This is a genomic window from Streptomyces prasinopilosus (genome assembly GCF_001419695.1).
In the GTDB taxonomy this organism is placed as follows: Bacteria; Actinomycetota; Actinomycetes; order Streptomycetales; family Streptomycetaceae; genus Streptomyces; species Streptomyces prasinopilosus.
Window position 1 is genome coordinate 1 of record NZ_LIRG01000376.1, and the last position, 16038, is coordinate 16038.

Sequence of the window (16038 nt, forward strand, 5' to 3'; positions counted from 1 at the left end):
CAGCAGCTGCAGCAGCTGCTGTTCTCGATGGTCGTGCTGGTCGTGGTGGTGATGGCGTTCGGCAGCATGCCGGGGTTGTCCTGGCTGCTGGTGGTGCCCGCGCTGCTGCTGCAGTTCGTCTTCAACACCGGGCTCGCGCTGGTCTTCGCCCGGCTGGGCAGCCGGACCCCGGACCTGGCGCAGCTGATGCCGTTCGTGCTGCGCACCTGGATGTACGCCTCGGGCGTGATGTTCAGCATCCCGGCGATGCTCGCCGGCAAGGACGTGCCGTCCTGGCTGGCCGACGTGCTGCAGTGGAATCCGGCCGCGGTCTACATGGACCTGGTGCGCTTCGCGATGATCGACGGTTACGGGTCCTCGTACCTGCCGTCGCACGTGTGGGCGTTCGCGGTGGGCTGGGCGCTGCTGGCCGGCGTGATCGGCTTCGTCTACTTCTGGAAGGCTGAGGAGACCTACGGCCGTGGCTGACGAGAGGAAGGGCACCCACATCCCCACCGTCATCGCGGACGACCTGCACATCGTCTACCGCGTCAACGGCGCCCGCGGCGGTCGCGGCAGCGCCACGGCGGCGCTCAGCCGGATGATACGGCGGGGCAAGGACGACCAGGCACGGGGCGTGCGCACGGTGCACGCCGTGCGCGGGGTCTCCTTCGTCGCCCGCCGGGGCGAGGCCATCGGCCTGATCGGCTCCAACGGCTCGGGCAAGTCGACCCTGCTGCGGGCCATCGCGGGCCTGCTCCCCGCCGAGAAGGGCAAGGTCTACACCGACGGCCAGCCCTCCCTGCTGGGCGTCAACGCCGCCCTGATGAACGACCTCACCGGCGAGCGCAACGTCATACTCGGCGGACTGGCCATGGGCATGTCCCGCGAGCAGATCCGGGAGCGCTACCAGGAGATCGTCGACTTCTCCGGCATCAACGAGAAGGGCGACTTCATCACCCTGCCGATGCGCACCTACTCCTCCGGCATGGCCGCCCGGCTGCGCTTCTCCATCGCCGCCGCCAAGGACCACGACGTCCTGATGATCGACGAGGCGCTGGCCACCGGCGACCGCAAGTTCCAGAAGCGCTCCGAGGCGCGGATCAGGGAACTGCGCAAGGAGGCCGGCACCGTCTTCCTGGTCAGCCACAACAACAAGTCGATCCGCGACACCTGCGACCGCGTGCTGTGGCTGGAGCGCGGCGAGCTGCGCATGGACGGCCCGACCGACGAGGTGCTCAAGGAGTACGAGAAGTTCACCGGCAGGTAGTCCGGTCCGTCCCGGACCCGGCCGCCGCCGGCCCAAGGGACCCGGCGTCCGGGAAAGAAGCGCCGGCTCCCGCCGTGCCCAGGAACCCTGACGCCGCGCGGTGCGTTGTCCGGGGCGCGAGGAGACCCCGGCGGCCCGTGCCGCGCCGTACCCCGTAAGCTGTAGCGGGCCCCAAAGGCGGCAATCGGGGCCATAACGCGCGACACCGACGGGTGACCCCGCCGGGCGGAAGCGCGGGCGGCGTGTCCGAAATAGTGCGTATTGGGTCAGCAGTGTAGAACGGAAGATGTGACGGCAATGGCTACGGAGACTCCCCAGCTCACCGCAGTGTGCGCCGTCCCCGCCCAGGGCAGCCGGCGATGACGCGAACCGGCACGACACACGCGGACGGCACCGCGCGCGCCCCCCTGGACCCCGAACGCGCCACCCTCGACAAGGCCGCCGCCGAGAACTTCCCGGTGGCGCCGTTCTTCCTGCCCCGAGCCTGGCGCGCCGACCTGATGGCGGTCTACGGCTACGCCCGCCTCGTCGACGACATCGGCGACGGCGATCTGGCCCCCGGCGGTGCCGACGCCGCACTGCTCGGCGTCGCCCCCGACCGGGCGGACGACCGGACGGTGCTGCTGGACGCCTTCGAGGCGGACCTGCACCGCGTGTTCGACTCCGTCCCGCGCCATCCGCTGCTGCGCCGGCTCCAGCCGACGGTCCACCGCCGCGGCCTGCCCCCCGAACCCTTCCTCGGCCTGATCGCCGCCAACCGCCAGGACCAGGTCGTCACCCGCTACCGGACCTACGACGACCTGCTCGCCTACTGCGCACTGTCGGCCAACCCGGTCGGCCGCCTGGTCCTCGGCGTCACCGGCACCTCGACCCCCGAGCGGGTCCGCCGCTCCGACGCGGTCTGCACCGCCCTCCAGATCGTCGAGCACCTCCAGGACGTGGCCGAGGACCTCGGCCGCGACCGCGTCTACCTGCCCGCCGAGGACATGGAGCGCTTCCACGTCGAGGAGGCGGACCTCGCCGCGCCGCACGCCGGCGCGTCGGTACGCGCGCTGATCGCGTTCCAGGCGCAGCGCGCCCGGGAACTCCTGGACGAGGGCGCGCCCCTGGTGGACAGCGTCCGCGGCAGGCTGAAGCTGCTGCTCGCGGGATTCGTGGCAGGGGGACGGGCGGCCCTGGGCGCGATCACCGCCGCCGAATACGACGTACTTCCCGGCCCGCCCGCGCCCGGCAAGCTCCGGCTGCTGCGCGAGGCCGGCACGACGCTGCGAGGAGAGGGGTGATCCGGGCCGTGGAGCCGGACACAGACACGTCGGCGCCGGTGCTCGCCGCATACCGTTACTGCGAGGCCGTCACCGGAGCGCAGGCCCGGAACTTCGCCTACGGCATCCGGCTGCTGCCGACGCCCAAGCGGCGCGCGATGTCGGCGCTGTACGCGTTCTCCCGGCGCGTCGACGACATCGGCGACGGCACGCTGCCGGACGACGTCAAGGCCGCCCGGCTCGAGGACACCCGGACGCTGCTCACCCGGCTCCGGGACGGGGCGGTCGACGAGGACGACACCGACCCGGTCGCCGTCGCCCTCGCGCACACCGCGCGGCGGTTCCCGGTCCCGCTCGGCGGCCTGGACGAGCTGATCGACGGCGTCCGGATGGACCTGCGCGGCGAGACCTACGAGACCTGGGACGACCTGAAGGTCTACTGCCGCTGCGTCGCCGGCGCCATCGGACGGGTCTCCCTCGGCGTCTTCGGCACCGAACCCGGGGCCCGGGGCGCCGAACGCGCCCCCGAGTACGCCGACACGCTGGGCCTCGCGCTCCAGCTCACCAACATCCTGAGGGACGTCCGGGAGGACGCCGAGGGCGGGCGCACCTACCTGCCCGCCGACGACCTGGCCAAGTTCGGCTGCTCCGCCGGGTTCGACGGGCCGGTCCCGCCGGAGGGCTCCGACTTCACCGGGCTCATCCACTTCGAGGTGCGCCGGGCCCGCGCCCTGTTCGCCGAGGGCTACCGGCTGCTGCCCCTCCTCGACCGGCGCAGCGGCGCCTGTGTCGCCGCCATGGCCGGCATCTACCGCCGCCTCCTGGACCGCATCGAGCGCGAGCCCGAGGCCGTGCTGCGCGGCCGGGTCTCCCTGCCCGGACGGGAGAAGGCCTACGTCGCGGTGCGCGGGCTGTCCGGCCTGGACACCCGGCACGTCGCCCGGCGGACCGTCAGGAGGCACGCCTGATGGGCACCCCGCTCCCGTCCGACGGCACCGCCGGCAAGCGGGGCGCGCCCCTTTGCCGCCCCGCGACCCCGGCCGGGACGGCCCGCCGCGCACCGGACCGGCGGCACGGCGGCCGGGCGGGGGAGGACGCGTCATGACCCGTGTGACCGGATCCGAGGAGCCGCTCGCCGGCGGCGCCCCGGCGGGGCGGCACGCCGTCGTGGTCGGCGGCGGGCTCGCCGGCGCCACCGCCGCGCTCGCGCTCGCCGACGCCGGCGTGCGCGTCACCCTGCTCGAAGGACGCCCCCGGCTCGGCGGACTCGCCTTCTCCTTCCAGCGCGGCGACCTGACCGTCGACAACGGCCAGCACGTCTACCTGCGCTGCTGCACCGCCTACCGATGGCTCCTCGACCGGATCGAGGGAGCCGCCCTGGCCCCGCTGCAGAACCGCCTCGACGTGCCCGTGATCGACGCCGGCCGACCCGAGGGGCGCCGGCTCGGCCGGCTGCGCCGCGACCCGCTGCCCGTACCCCTGCACCTGGGACGCAGCCTCGCCGCCTACCCGCACCTCTCGCTCGCCGAACGGGCGAACGTGGGCCGGGCCGCGCTCGCGCTCAAGGGACTCGATCCCGCCGATCCCGCCCTCGACGACCAGGACTTCGGCAGCTGGCTGGCCGCGCACGGCCAGTCGCCGCGTGCGGTCGAGGCCCTGTGGGACCTGGTGGGGGTCGCCACCCTCAACGCGGTCGCGGGCGACGCGTCGCTGGCACTCGCCGCGATGGTCTTCAAGACCGGTCTGCTGTCCGACCCGGGCGCGGCCGACATCGGCTGGGCGCACGTCCCCCTGGGCGAACTGCACGACCGGCTGACCCGCAAGGCACTCGACTCCGCGGGCGTGCGCACCGAGGTCCGCACCCGCGTCACCTCCGTCTCCCCGCGCGGCGACGGGAGCTGGAGCGTGGAGGTTCCCGGCGAGACCCTCCACGCGGACGCCGTCGTCCTCGCCGTACCGCAGCGCGAGGCGCACGACCTGCTGCCCGCCGGTGCGCTCGACGACCCCGGGCGGCTCCTCGGCATCGGCACCGCGCCGATCCTCAACCTCCACGTCGTCTACGACCGGACGGTGCTCACCAGTCCCTTCTTCGCGGCCCTCGGCAGCCCCCTGCAGTGGGTCTTCGACCGCACCCGGGCCTCCGGCCTGCGGGAGGGGCAGTACCTGGCCATCTCGCAGTCGGTCGCCCAGAACGACATCGACGAGCCCGTGGCCGTGCTGCGCGAGCGCTACCTGCCCGAACTGGAGCGCCTGCTGCCGCGCGCCCGCGGCGCCGTCGTGCGGGACTTCTTCGTCACCCGGGAGCGCGCCGCCACGTTCGCGCCCGCCCCCGGCGTCGGACGGCTCAGGCCCGGCGCCCGCACCAAGGCTCCCGGCCTCTACCTGGCCGGAGCGTGGACCGCCACCGGGTGGCCCGCGACCATGGAGGGTGCGGTCCGCAGCGGCGTCGGCGCGGCGGACGCCGCGCTGAGCACCCTGGGCCGACCCCGGCCCCGGCACCTCTTCGCGGGGAACGGGACGGCCGGCCGCGGCACCCCGGCCCCCGCCGTGCGAGAGGGACTCCGGTGAGCGCCGACGCACCCGCCGTGGCGGGCCCCCGCACCCCCGGTACCGCAACAAGAGGAGAGACTGTGCCCACTGTGCCCCCGGCCTCGAAGGCCGCTGGAAGGACCGCGGCGGACGTGCCCGCGCTCCTGGAGCGCGGCAGGACACTGGCCATGCCGGTACTGCGGGCGGCCATCGGCCGCCTGGCGCCCCCCATGGACACCGTCGCCGCCTACCACTTCGGCTGGATCGACGCCCAGGGCAGGCCCGCCGACGGCGACGGCGGCAAGGCCGTGCGCCCCGCACTCGCCGTGCTGTCCGCCGAGGTCACCGGCGCCGCCCCCGAGGTCGGCGTCCCCGGAGCGGTCGCCGTCGAACTCGTCCACAACTTCTCCCTGCTGCACGACGACCTCATGGACGGCGACGAGCAGCGCAGGCACCGCGACACCGTCTGGAAGGTGCACGGCCCCGCCCAGGCCATCCTGGTCGGCGACGCCCTGTTCGCCCTCGCCAACGAGGTGCTGCTGGAACTCGGCACCGCCGAGGCCGGCCGGGCCGCCCGCCGGCTGACCACCGCCACCCGCGCCCTCATCGACGGCCAGGCGCAGGACATCTCCTACGAGCACCGCGACCGGGTCGGCGTCGAGGAGTGCCTGGAGATGGAGGGCAACAAGACCGGCGCCCTGCTGGCCTGCGCCAGCTCCGTCGGCGCGGTGCTCGGCGGCGCGGACCCGCACACCGCGGACACCCTGGAGAAGTACGGCTACCACCTCGGCCTGGCCTTCCAGGCCGTCGACGACCTCCTCGGCATCTGGGGCGACCCGGCGGCCACCGGCAAGCAGACCTGGAGCGACCTGCGCCAGCGCAAGAAGTCCCTCCCGGTCGTCGCGGCGCTCGCCGCGGACGGCCCGGCCTCCGAACAGCTCGCGGAGATCCTCGCCGCCGACGCGGGGAGCAGCGACTTCGCGCACTTCTCCGAGGAGGAGTTCGCGGCCCGCGCGGCCCTCATCGAACAGGCCGGCGGACGGGAGTGGACCGCCCAGGAGGCACGCCGCCAGCACACCATCGCCATCGAGGCCCTCGACGCCGTCGACATGCCCGACAGGGTGCGGGAGCAGTTCACGGCGCTCGCGGACTTCGTCGTCGTACGAAAGAGATGATCACCATCGGTCGAATAGCCCCCGCGTAGTCGCCGGCCGGTGTTGCGGGGAGGAGCACGACACCGGCCGACGGCGGACCCACAGCAGACGCACGCATTGCAGGACTGCACGAAGGGGAAGCCATGACAGCGACGACCGACGGAAGCACCGGGGCCGCGTGGCCGGCCCCGGTGGCCGCGGCCAGCGACACCGACACCGACATCCCCGCGGCGGCCGGGGTACCCGGCATCGCCGCCGACGCCATGCGGCGCGCCACCGAGTTCCTGCTGTCCCGCCAGGACGACCAGGGCTGGTGGAAGGGAGACCTCGAGACCAACGTCACGATGGACGCCGAGGACCTGCTGCTGCGTCAGTTCCTGGGCATCCTCGAGGAGGGGACCACCCGCGCGGCCGCCCTGTTCATCCGGGGCGAGCAGCGCGAGGACGGCACCTGGGCCACCTTTTACGGCGGGCCCGGCGACCTCTCCGCCACCATCGAGGCGTACGTCGCGCTGCGGCTGGCCGGCGACCCGCCGGACGCCCCGCACATGGCGCGCGCCGCCGCCTGGGTCCGCGACCGGGGCGGAGTCGCCGCCTCCCGGGTCTTCACCCGGATCTGGCTGGCCCTGTTCGGCTGGTGGAAGTGGGAGGACCTGCCCGAACTCCCGCCCGAGCTGATCTGGTTCCCGTCCTGGGTGCCGCTCAACATCTACGACTTCGGCTGCTGGGCCCGCCAGACCATCGTCCCGCTGACGATCGTCTCCGCCGAGCGGCCGGTACGGCCCGCCCCGTTCCCGCTCGACGAACTGCACACCGACCCGGCCAGGCCCAACCCTCCCGGACGGATGGCCCCGGTGCTCAGCTGGGACGGCGCCTTCCAGCGGCTCGACAGGGGCCTGCACACCCTGCGCCGGGCCGTCCCGCGCCGGCTGCGCAGGGCGGCGATGAACACCGCGGCCCGCTGGATCATCGAGCGCCAGGAGAACGACGGCTGCTGGGGCGGCATCCAGCCGCCCGCCGTCTACTCCGTCATCGCGCTGCACCTGCTCGGCTACGACCTGAACCACCCGGTGATGCGCGCCGGGCTCCACTCCCTGGACCGGTTCGCCGTGTGGCGCGAGGACGGCGCCCGGATGATCGAGGCCTGCCAGTCCCCGGTGTGGGACACCTGCCTCGCGACCATCGCCCTCGCCGACGCCGGTCTGCCCGCCGACCACCCCCAACTGGTCAGAGCCGCCGACTGGATGCTCGGCGAACAGGTCGTACGGCCCGGCGACTGGTCGGTGCGCAGACCCGGACTGACGCCCGGGGGGTGGGCGTTCGAGTTCCACAACGACAACTACCCCGACATCGACGACACCGCCGAGGTGGTCCTCGCGCTCCGCCGGGTCAGGCACCACGACCCGGAGCGGGTGGACAACGCCATCGGCCGCGGGGTCCGCTGGAACCTCGGCATGCAGTCCCGCAACGGCGCCTGGGGCGCCTTCGACGTCGACAACACCAGCCCGTTCCCCAACCGGCTGCCGTTCTGCGACTTCGGCGAGGTCATCGACCCGCCGTCGGCCGACGTCACCGCGCACGTCGTGGAGATGCTCGCCGTCGAAGGGCTCGCCCACGACCCGCGCACCAGGCGCGGCGTCCGGTGGCTGCTCGCCGAACAGGAACCGGACGGTTCGTGGTTCGGGCGCTGGGGCGTCAACTACCTCTACGGGACCGGATCCGTGGTGCCCGCGCTGGTCGCCGCCGGCCTTCCCGGCTCGCACCCGGCGATCCGGCGGGCCGTGTCCTGGCTGGAGTCGGTCCAGAACGACGACGGCGGATGGGGCGAGGACCTGCGCTCCTACCGCGACTCCCGCCGGTGGAGCGGCAGGGGCGCCTCGACCCCCTCGCAGACCGGCTGGGCGCTGATGGCCCTGCTGGCGGCGGGCGAGAGGGAGTCCGCGGCCGTCGAACGCGGCATCGCCTGGCTGGCGGTCACCCAGCACGAGGACGGTTCCTGGGACGAGCCCTACTTCACGGGCACCGGGTTCCCCTGGGACTTCTCCATCAACTACCACCTCTACCGGCAGGTCTTTCCGCTCACCGCGCTCGGCCGGTACGTGAACGGGGAGCCGTTCGCCGAGCCGCCGGCGCGGCAGCCGGCAAAAGTGCCGGCGGTACCGCCCGGGGCGGACACGGTGGGCGCCGTCGCGCCGGGCACCGGCGCACAGCAGCAACCGGCCGAGGCGAAGGGCGGCTGATGAGCCCCCCGGCGGCCCCGGCGCCGTTGCTGATCGCCTGCGCGCTCGGCATCGAGCGGATCGCCCTGCGCGGAAAGGGCCGCGGCGGCACCGACGGGCCGGTCACCGTCCTGCGCACGGGCATGGGCCCCGCGGCGGCCGAGCGCTCCGTCACCCGGGCGCTGGCCGGCCCGGCACTGCGCGACGCCGCCGTGCTGGCCACCGGCTTCTGCGCCGGACTGGCCCCCGGGATGCACCCCGGCGACCTGGTGGTCGCCGGGGAGACCCGCGACCCGCGCGGCGGCGTGCCGTGCGTCGGGACCGACGTGCTGGTGAGGGAACTGGCCCGGGTCGTGCCGGGGCGCACCGTCCACACCGGGCCGCTCACCGGCTCCGGGCACGTGGTCCGGGGGAACGAACGGGCCGAGCTGCTGGCCACCGGTGCGATCGCGGCCGACATGGAGTCCGCGGCCACGCTCCTGGGCGCCGTCCGCGCGGGTGCGCGCCCCGTTGCGGCCGTACGGGTGGTCGTGGACGCTCCCGAGCACGAACTGGTCCGGATCGGCACGGTGCGCGGTGGAATATCGGCTTTCCGCGTTCTTCGTTCCGTTCTCCCCGCTTATCTCGAATGGCACCGTTCCTTGCTGCTCCCCAGGAGGTGAGCCAGATGGCCATGCCACTGCGTCAGTCCATCAAGGTCGCTACGTACTTGGCCGGACAGAAGCTCCGCGGGCGGGACAAGTTCCCGCTCATCGTCGAACTGGAACCGCTCTACGCCTGCAACCTCGCCTGCGAGGGGTGCGGCAAGATCCAGCATCCGGCAGGAGTGCTGAAGCAGCGCATGCCGGTCGCCCAGGCGGTGGGCGCGGTGCTGGAGTCCGGCGCCCCCATGGTGTCCATCGCCGGCGGTGAACCGCTGATGCACCCCCAGATCGACGAGATCGTGCGCCAGCTGGTCGCCCGGCGGAAGTACGTCTTCCTGTGCACCAACGCCCTGCTGATGCGCAAGAAGATGGACAGGTTCACCCCCTCCCCGTACTTCGCGTTCGCCGTGCACATCGACGGACTGCGGGAGCGGCACGACGAGTCGGTCGCCAAGGAAGGGGTGTTCGACGAAGCGGTGGAGGCCATCAAGGAGGCCAAACGGCGCGGCTTCCGCACCACCACCAACTCCACGTTCTTCAACACCGACACCCCGCAGACCGTCGTCGAGGTGCTCGACTACCTCAACGACGACCTGAAGGTCGACGAGATGATGATCTCGCCCGCCTACGCCTACGAGAAGGCCCCCGACCAGGAGCACTTCCTCGGGGTGGAGCAGACCCGCGAGCTGTTCCGGAAGGCGTTCGCCGGCGGCAACCGGCGCCGCTGGCGGCTCAACCACTCCCCGCTGTTCCTGGACTTCCTCGAGGGCCGGGTCGACTTCCCCTGCACGGCGTGGGCGATCCCCAACTACTCCCTCTTCGGCTGGCAGCGCCCCTGCTACCTGATGAGCGACGGCTACGTCCCGACGTACCGGGAGCTGATCGAGGAGACCGACTGGGACAGGTACGGCCGCGGCAAGGACCCGCGCTGCGCCAACTGCATGGCGCACTGCGGCTACGAGCCCACCGCCGTCCTCGCCACCACGGGATCCCTGAAGGAGTCCCTGCGCGCCCTGCGCGAGACGGTCTCGGGAAACAGGGAGTGAGGCCGTGACCACCGCGGAGCCCGCCCCGCAGCCCCCGCGGGCCGGGGGCTTCGACCTCGGCGCGCTGCTGGCCGAGCGCGGGGCCGAACGCTACGAACTGCACACCAGACACCTCAACCACCAGCTCCCGCGCATGCTGCGCACCATCGGCTTCGACAAGGTCTACGAACGCGCCGAGGGCGCCCACTTCTGGGACGCGGACGGCAACGACCACCTGGACATGCTCGCCGGATTCGGGGTGATGGGCCTGGGGCGCCACCACCCCGTGGTCCGCAAGGCGCTGCACGACGTCCTCGACGCCTCGCTCGCCGACCTCACCCGCTTCGACTGCCCGCCGCTGCCCGGACTGCTGGCCGAGAAGCTGCTCACCCACAGCCCCCACCTGGACCGGGTGTTCTTCGGCAACAGCGGCACGGAGGCGGTCGAGACCGCGCTGAAGTTCGCCCGCCGCGCGACCGGAAGACCCCGCGTGCTGTACTGCGCGCACGCCTTCCACGGGCTGACCACCGGTTCCCTGTCCGTCAACGGCGAATCCGGCTTCCGGGACGGCTTCGCCCCGCTGCTGCCCGACACGGCCGTGCCCCTGGGCGATGTGGACGCGCTGGAGCGGGAGCTGGCCCGGGGCGACGTCGCCGCCCTCATCGTGGAACCCGTCCAGGGCAAGGGGGTGCACGCGGCCCCGCCCGGCTACCTGCGCGCCGCCCAGGAACTGCTGCACCGGCACCGGGCGCTGCTGATCGCCGACGAGGTGCAGACCGGACTGGGGCGGACCGGCGACTTCTACGCCTACCAGCACGAGGAAGGGGTCGAACCGGACCTGGTGTGCGTGGCCAAGGCGCTCTCCGGCGGCTATGTGCCGGTGGGGGCCACGCTCGGCAGGGACTGGATCTTCCGCAAGGTCTACTCGTCGATGGACCGGGTGCTGGTCCACTCGGCCAGCTTCGGGGGCAACGCCCAGGCGATGGCCGCCGGCCTGGCGGTGCTGGCGGTGATGGAGGACGAGCGGATCGTCGCGAACGCCCGGGTCACCGGGGAACTGCTGCGGTCCCGGCTCGCGGCCCTCGTCGACACCTACGAGCTGCTCGCCGACGTCCGCGGCCGGGGCCTGATGATCGGCATCGAGTTCGGCCGGCCGCGGTCGCTGGGGCTGCGGGGCCGCTGGGCCGCGCTGCAGGCCGCGCGCAAGGGACTCTTCGCACAGATGGTGGTCGTACCGCTGCTGCGCAAGCACAGGATCCTCACCCAGGTCTCCGGCGACCACCTGGAGGTGATCAAGCTGATCCCGCCGCTGATCATCGGCGAGCGGGAGGTGGACCGGTTCGTGGCCGCCTTCACCGCCGTCATGGACGACGCCCACGACGGCGGTCTGGTGTGGGAGTTCGGCAGGACCCTGGTGAAACAGGCGGTCACCGACCGGTGAGACCATGACGTCCGGCCGGCCGGACGGGTTTTGCCTGTGAGGCAAGGAATTTGCCCCTCAGGCAAAGATACGGCTGAATGGGGCCATGAACCCCCCTGAGGCCGAGCCGCGGACCGGGCCGGCCGACGCGCTTCCCGCGGTCGCCCCGCAGCTGCGCGCACTGAGGCGCCGGGCCTCCCTGACGCTGGAGGCCGCCGCACGCGACGCGGGACTGTCGCCCGCCCATCTCTCCCGGCTGGAGACCGGGCAGCGCCAGCCCTCGCTGCCGATGCTGCTCTCCCTCGCCCGCACCTACGGTACGACGGTTTCCGAACTGCTCGGCGAGACGACCGCCGACCGCGAGGCGGTGACGCGCGCCGGCGACATGGAGCCGACCTCCGCGGGCGGCTGGACGTACTGGCAGGCCGGTTCCCCCGGCCGCGGGATGCAGGCCCTGCGGGTCCAGGTCCCGTACGGGGCCCAGGGCGACATCGTGCGGGTCCACCCGGGCGAGGAGTGGCTGCACGTCCTCAAGGGGCGGCTGCGGCTGCGCCTCGGGGACGCCCTGCACCGCCTGGCCCCGGGCGACAGCGCGCACTTCGACTCGCTGACCCCGCACCGCATCGCCGCCGAGGGCCCCGACGGGGTCGAGTTGCTGTTCGTCCACACCCTGCTGCAGAGTCCCACGGCCGCCCTGTGCCTGGGCCCCACCCGAGGAGATGTGTCATGAAAGACCTGGAGGAGAAGTTTCCCCGCGCCCTGTGGGTGAGGCTGTTCGTCTACGTGGTGGTGGGGCACCTCTTCGCGGGCTTCATCTACCTGCTGTTCGAGGTGGGCGCGAAGCAGTAGTCCCGGGACGGACGCGGCAGGAGCCGGGCGCTCCCGCGGTCCCCCGGCCGGGCGCCCGCCCGGCCGGGGGACCGCTCAGTCCAGCATGCGTTCGCGCAGCCGCTCCCGTTTCCCGGGGGTGAGCCCGAGCGCCCGCTCGAGGTAGGGGTCCACGCCGCCCCAGGTCTCCTCGATCGTCTCCAGCGCGGCCGACAGGTACTCGGCGCGGGCGTCGAACAGGGGGTCGAGCAGCTCCATGACCTCGGGGGAGTAGGCGGAGGCGGAGGTGCCGCTGCGGCGCACCTTGTAGCGGCGGTGCGCGGCGCTGGACTTCAGGTAGTCGTCGAAGATCGCGTCCCGTTCCACACCCAGCGCGAGCAGCGTCACCGCCACCGACAGGCCCGCGCGGTCCTTGCCCGCCGCGCAGTGCATCAGCGCGGGCAGGGACTCCCCGGCGAGCGAGAGCAGCACCTGGGAGTGCTCGGCGGTGCGTTCCCTCACCGTCGTGCGGTAGGAGAGGATCATCCGCTCCGCCCCCTTGCCGTCGGCGAGGATCGAGCGGAGCTGGTCCAGGTCCCCGTCACGGACCATCCTCCAGAACTCGGCGCCGTCGGCCGGGTCGCTCAGCGGCAGGTTCACATTGCGCACGCCGGGCAGCTCGATGTCCCGCCCGTCCAGCTTGTGGTCGGCCGCGTTGCGGAAGTCGAAGACGGTGTGCAGCCCCAGGGAGGACAGGAAGGCGGCGTCCTCCTCCGTGGCGTGCGCGAGGTGGCCGCTGCGGAACAGCACCCCGTGCCGCACCCGGCGGCCGTCGACGGTCGGCAGACCGCCCACATCACGGAAATTGCGCACTCCGGTGAGCTCGGGTTCGGTCGACGGGATCTGCTGCGTCACGGGGGCCCCTCTCCCACTCTGCGCCGCCGGCGCGTCGGCGGCGGGCGTCACCCGACGATACGGCATGCCCAGCAGGGGCGATGCGTGGGCGACGGGGCCACCGGAGTGGAGAGGGGATGCCAGGGAAGACCCGGCGGCACGGAGCCGGCGGCGCGGACGGATCCGGTCCGGATCCCCGGTCCGGACCGGTGGAACTGCCCATGATTCACCCATTAGGGCGTTCTGTCCGTTTAAGGAATTTCGCCATAACGTGCCCCGATAGAAAGGGAGATGGGGAAGGAGTGGTGAGCATCGTCATAGAGGTGACGATGTGTTGTCGCCATGTGCACGTAATTCCGGTATTCCGCAGGGGGATTCGGGGGGCGCCGGGAATCCGGGGCGACTCTGAGTGACGGTTTTCGGGCCAATGGATCACGAAAAAGCGCCTTCGTTCGGAAGATCGCGCTTGTCCCTTTGCGTCTCGGTCGCCTACGTTCGCCATCGATCCGGACGGACGCCTAATCCTGCCGCTGTCCGGAGCCTTCACACTCTGACCCGTGTATGGCAGGAGCGGGGGACCCACAGGTACGACTGCCTGTTCCGGTCTCCGGAACGGCTTGGGGTTAAGCCGCGTCCTCGACGCGGCCGGGCATCTCCAGTCCGCACCCGACAGCTCACCTCGTAGGCGCCGGAGAGGAATTCGTCATGCCCGCACAGGGTAAGCACCGTCGTCCCAGCGCTGCGCGCCTCACCCGTTCCATAGCCGTCGCCGGAACCGGTGGCGCCGCGCTCGCCCTGCCGCTCCTCGGCGCCACCGGAGCGAACGCCGCCGCTCCGCAGGCCGCCCCGGAGAAGGCCGTCCAGTCGTACTCCGTCGCCGGCAAGGCGTCTGACGGCGTGAAGACCGACGGCGACAAGAACCACGGCACCCGCACGTACATCGTGAAGGGCGGCGACTACCTGGCGAAGATCGCCGCGTCCGAGAACGTCGACGGCGGCTGGAAGCAGCTCTACTCCGACAACCGCGAGGCCGTGGGCGACGACCCGTCGCTCATCCACCCCGGCCTGAAGCTCTCGGTCGACGGCAAGGCCGCCGCGGCCGGCACGCCGAAGAAGGCCCCCTCCTCCGAGGCGCCCTCCTCGGCCGCGCCGAAGCCGTCCGCGCCGAAGCCCTCGACGGCCGGCGGACTCGCCGAGCGGTCCGCGCCGAAGCCCTCCTCCGGTTCGACCACCGCGAAGCAGGCCGCGACCGCCTCCGGCTACAGCTCGCCGGTGCCCGGCGGCGGCCTCGGCACCGCCTACAAGGTGGCCGGCGGCATGTGGTCCAGCGGCTACCACACCGGTGTCGACTTCGCCGTCCCGACCGGCACCTCCCTGAAGGCCGTGGGCGCGGGCACCGTCGTCTCCGCCGGCTGGGCCGGCTCGTACGGCAACCAGGTCGTCATCAAGCTGAACGACGGCCACTACGCCCAGTACGCCCACCTGTCCTCGCTGTCCGTCTCGGCCGGTCAGGCCGTCAGCGGCGGCCAGCAGGTCGGCCTCGCCGGCTCCACCGGCAACTCGACCGGCCCGCACCTGCACTTCGAGATCCGCACCACGCCGAACTACGGCTCGGACGTGGACCCGGTCTCCTACCTCCGCGGCAAGGGCGTCTCCATCGGCTGACCCGAGCCGACCCGCCCGACGCGCCGAGGGCCGGACCCCGATCCCGGGGGCCGGCCCTCGGCGCGCCCTGCGCGTCCGGTGCGCTCACGGGAAGGGGGCACCGGGAACACCGGCCGGGAATGCGGGGGTGTTCCGCGCGTCACGTCGTCCGCCGGTCAACATCTCCGCCGGGGCGGCTATTCCGGAGGGGACGGCGCTTCGCGAGTGGCTTATCTCACCGTGCGTCAATGCCTTCCTACGGTCGCGTAGGTCACATTCGAAGGTGGATCATGTCCGGTTGTGGCAGACGATTCGAAGAATGACAGCAAGGCAGTGATCGGGTCGTACGTGGCGGTGGGGGACAGCTTCACCGAGGGCGTCGGCGACCCCGGACCCGACGGGGCGTTCGTCGGCTGGGCCGACCGGTTCGCGGTGCTCCTCGCCGACCGGCGTCCCGAAGGGGACTTCCGGTACACGAATCTCGCGGTACGCGGGAAACTGCTCGACCAGGTCATCGCCGACCAGCTTCCGCGGGCCGTCGAACTGGCCCCCGCGCTGGTCTCCTTCTGCGCGGGCGGCAACGACATCCTGCGCCCCGGCAGCGACCCGGACGAGGTGGCCGAGCGTTTCGAGCGGGCGGTCGCCGCGCTCACGGCGGTCTCCGGCACGGTTCTGGTGACGACGGGCTTCGACACCCGCGGCGTGCCCGTGCTCAGGCACCTGCGCGGCAAGATCGCCACCTACAACGGGCACGTGCGGGCCGTCGCCGACCGGTACGGCTGCCCGGTGCTCGACCTCTGGTCCCTCAGGAGCATCCAGGACCGCAGGGCCTGGGACACCGACCGGCTGCACCTGTCGCCCGAGGGGCACACGCGCGTGGCGCTCCGCGCCGGACAGACCCTCGGCCTGGACGTCCCGGCCGACCCGGAGCAGGCCTGGCCCCCGCTGCCGCCCCGTGGCGGCCTCGACGTCCGGCGGGACGATGTCCAGTGGGCGCGCGAGTACCTGGTGCCGTGGATAGGGCGCCGGCTGCGGGGGGAGTCGTCGGGGGACCACGTGACGGCGAAGGGCGCGCTGTCCCCGGTCGACATCAGGGAGCGCATCGCCGCGGTGGCATGACGCGGAGCGGGGAGTGCGGGCACGGCTCCGGGGCGCTCTCCGGCCGGTGGCCGCCCCGGCGCCGGGGCGGCC

The 16038-nt window shown here is 72.8% G+C and carries 15 protein-coding genes and 1 riboswitch; of the genes, 14 read left to right on the top strand and 1 reads right to left on the bottom strand.

Annotated elements, in window-relative coordinates:
* From AOK18_RS16680 to AOK18_RS16735, 12 genes are all read left to right on the top strand, one after another.
* Nucleotides 1-468 (top strand): ABC transporter permease (locus AOK18_RS16680; protein WP_157865113.1); only part of this gene is annotated, 468 nt, incomplete at its 5' end.
* On the top strand, nt 461-1249 hold the full coding sequence (locus AOK18_RS16685; RefSeq protein ID WP_055694888.1) for an ABC transporter ATP-binding protein: 789 nt from the start codon (nt 461-463) through the stop codon (nt 1247-1249). The genes AOK18_RS16680 and AOK18_RS16685, both read left to right, overlap by 8 nt.
* Before the next feature lie 359 nt (nt 1250-1608).
* Nucleotides 1609-2532 carry a squalene synthase HpnC gene (gene hpnC / locus AOK18_RS16690; protein WP_055694889.1) on the top strand — a complete coding sequence of 308 codons (924 nt, stop codon included), beginning with the start codon at nt 1609-1611 and terminating at the stop codon, nt 2530-2532.
* Nucleotides 2529-3479, top strand: a complete 951-nt coding sequence (hpnD, locus tag AOK18_RS16695) for a presqualene diphosphate synthase HpnD (protein WP_055572115.1) — start codon at nt 2529-2531, stop codon at nt 3477-3479. The genes hpnC and hpnD overlap by 4 nt, the downstream gene beginning before the upstream one ends.
* 133 nt (nt 3480-3612) lie before the next feature.
* Nucleotides 3613-5079, top strand: a complete 1467-nt coding sequence (hpnE, locus tag AOK18_RS16700; protein ID WP_055694890.1) for a hydroxysqualene dehydroxylase HpnE — start codon at nt 3613-3615, stop codon at nt 5077-5079.
* A 62-nt stretch (nt 5080-5141) separates the two neighbouring features.
* Nucleotides 5142-6215: a polyprenyl synthetase family protein gene (locus AOK18_RS16705; RefSeq protein ID WP_055694891.1), complete on the top strand. Its 1074-nt coding sequence runs from the start codon at nt 5142-5144 to the stop codon at nt 6213-6215.
* Nucleotides 6216-6337: 122 nt separating this feature from the next.
* Nucleotides 6338-8434 carry a squalene--hopene cyclase gene (gene shc / locus AOK18_RS16710; RefSeq protein ID WP_055694892.1) on the top strand — a complete coding sequence of 699 codons (2097 nt, stop codon included), beginning with the start codon at nt 6338-6340 and terminating at the stop codon, nt 8432-8434.
* Entirely contained in the window at nt 8434-9075 is a 642-nt protein-coding gene (locus AOK18_RS16715; protein ID WP_055694893.1) for a phosphorylase family protein, read from the top strand. The genes shc and AOK18_RS16715 overlap by 1 nt, the downstream gene beginning before the upstream one ends.
* Before the next feature lie 5 nt (nt 9076-9080).
* Nucleotides 9081-10103: an adenosyl-hopene transferase HpnH gene (hpnH, locus tag AOK18_RS16720; protein ID WP_055572111.1), complete on the top strand. Its 1023-nt coding sequence runs from the start codon at nt 9081-9083 to the stop codon at nt 10101-10103.
* A 4-nt stretch (nt 10104-10107) separates the two neighbouring features.
* Nucleotides 10108-11523, top strand: a complete 1416-nt coding sequence (locus AOK18_RS16725; RefSeq protein WP_055694894.1) for an aspartate aminotransferase family protein — start codon at nt 10108-10110, stop codon at nt 11521-11523.
* A gap of 85 nt (nt 11524-11608) precedes the next feature.
* Nucleotides 11609-12232, top strand: a complete 624-nt coding sequence (locus AOK18_RS16730; RefSeq protein WP_055694895.1) for a helix-turn-helix domain-containing protein — start codon at nt 11609-11611, stop codon at nt 12230-12232.
* Entirely contained in the window at nt 12229-12351 is a 123-nt protein-coding gene (locus AOK18_RS16735) for a DUF6126 family protein (RefSeq protein WP_055572108.1), read from the top strand. Before AOK18_RS16730 ends, AOK18_RS16735 begins: the two co-directional genes overlap by 4 nt.
* 75 nt (nt 12352-12426) lie before the next feature.
* Here the strand turns inward: AOK18_RS16735 and AOK18_RS16740 are convergent, their stop codons facing one another.
* Entirely contained in the window at nt 12427-13224 is a 798-nt protein-coding gene (locus AOK18_RS16740; protein ID WP_055694896.1) for a tyrosine-protein phosphatase, read from the bottom strand.
* Nucleotides 13225-13741: 517 nt separating this feature from the next.
* A riboswitch (cyclic di-AMP (ydaO/yuaA leader) is annotated at nt 13742-13906 on the top strand.
* A 2-nt stretch (nt 13907-13908) separates the two neighbouring features.
* On the opposite strand from AOK18_RS16740, the gene AOK18_RS16745 reads away from it, so the two are divergent.
* Entirely contained in the window at nt 13909-14868 is a 960-nt protein-coding gene (locus tag AOK18_RS16745) for a LysM peptidoglycan-binding domain-containing M23 family metallopeptidase (protein WP_055694897.1), read from the top strand.
* Between the two features lie 312 nt (nt 14869-15180).
* The gene (locus AOK18_RS16750; RefSeq protein ID WP_055694898.1) at nt 15181-15966 is read left to right on the top strand and encodes an SGNH/GDSL hydrolase family protein; all 786 of its coding nucleotides are present in this window, start codon (nt 15181-15183) and stop codon (nt 15964-15966) included.
* Nucleotides 15967-16038: the final 72 nt, after the last annotated feature.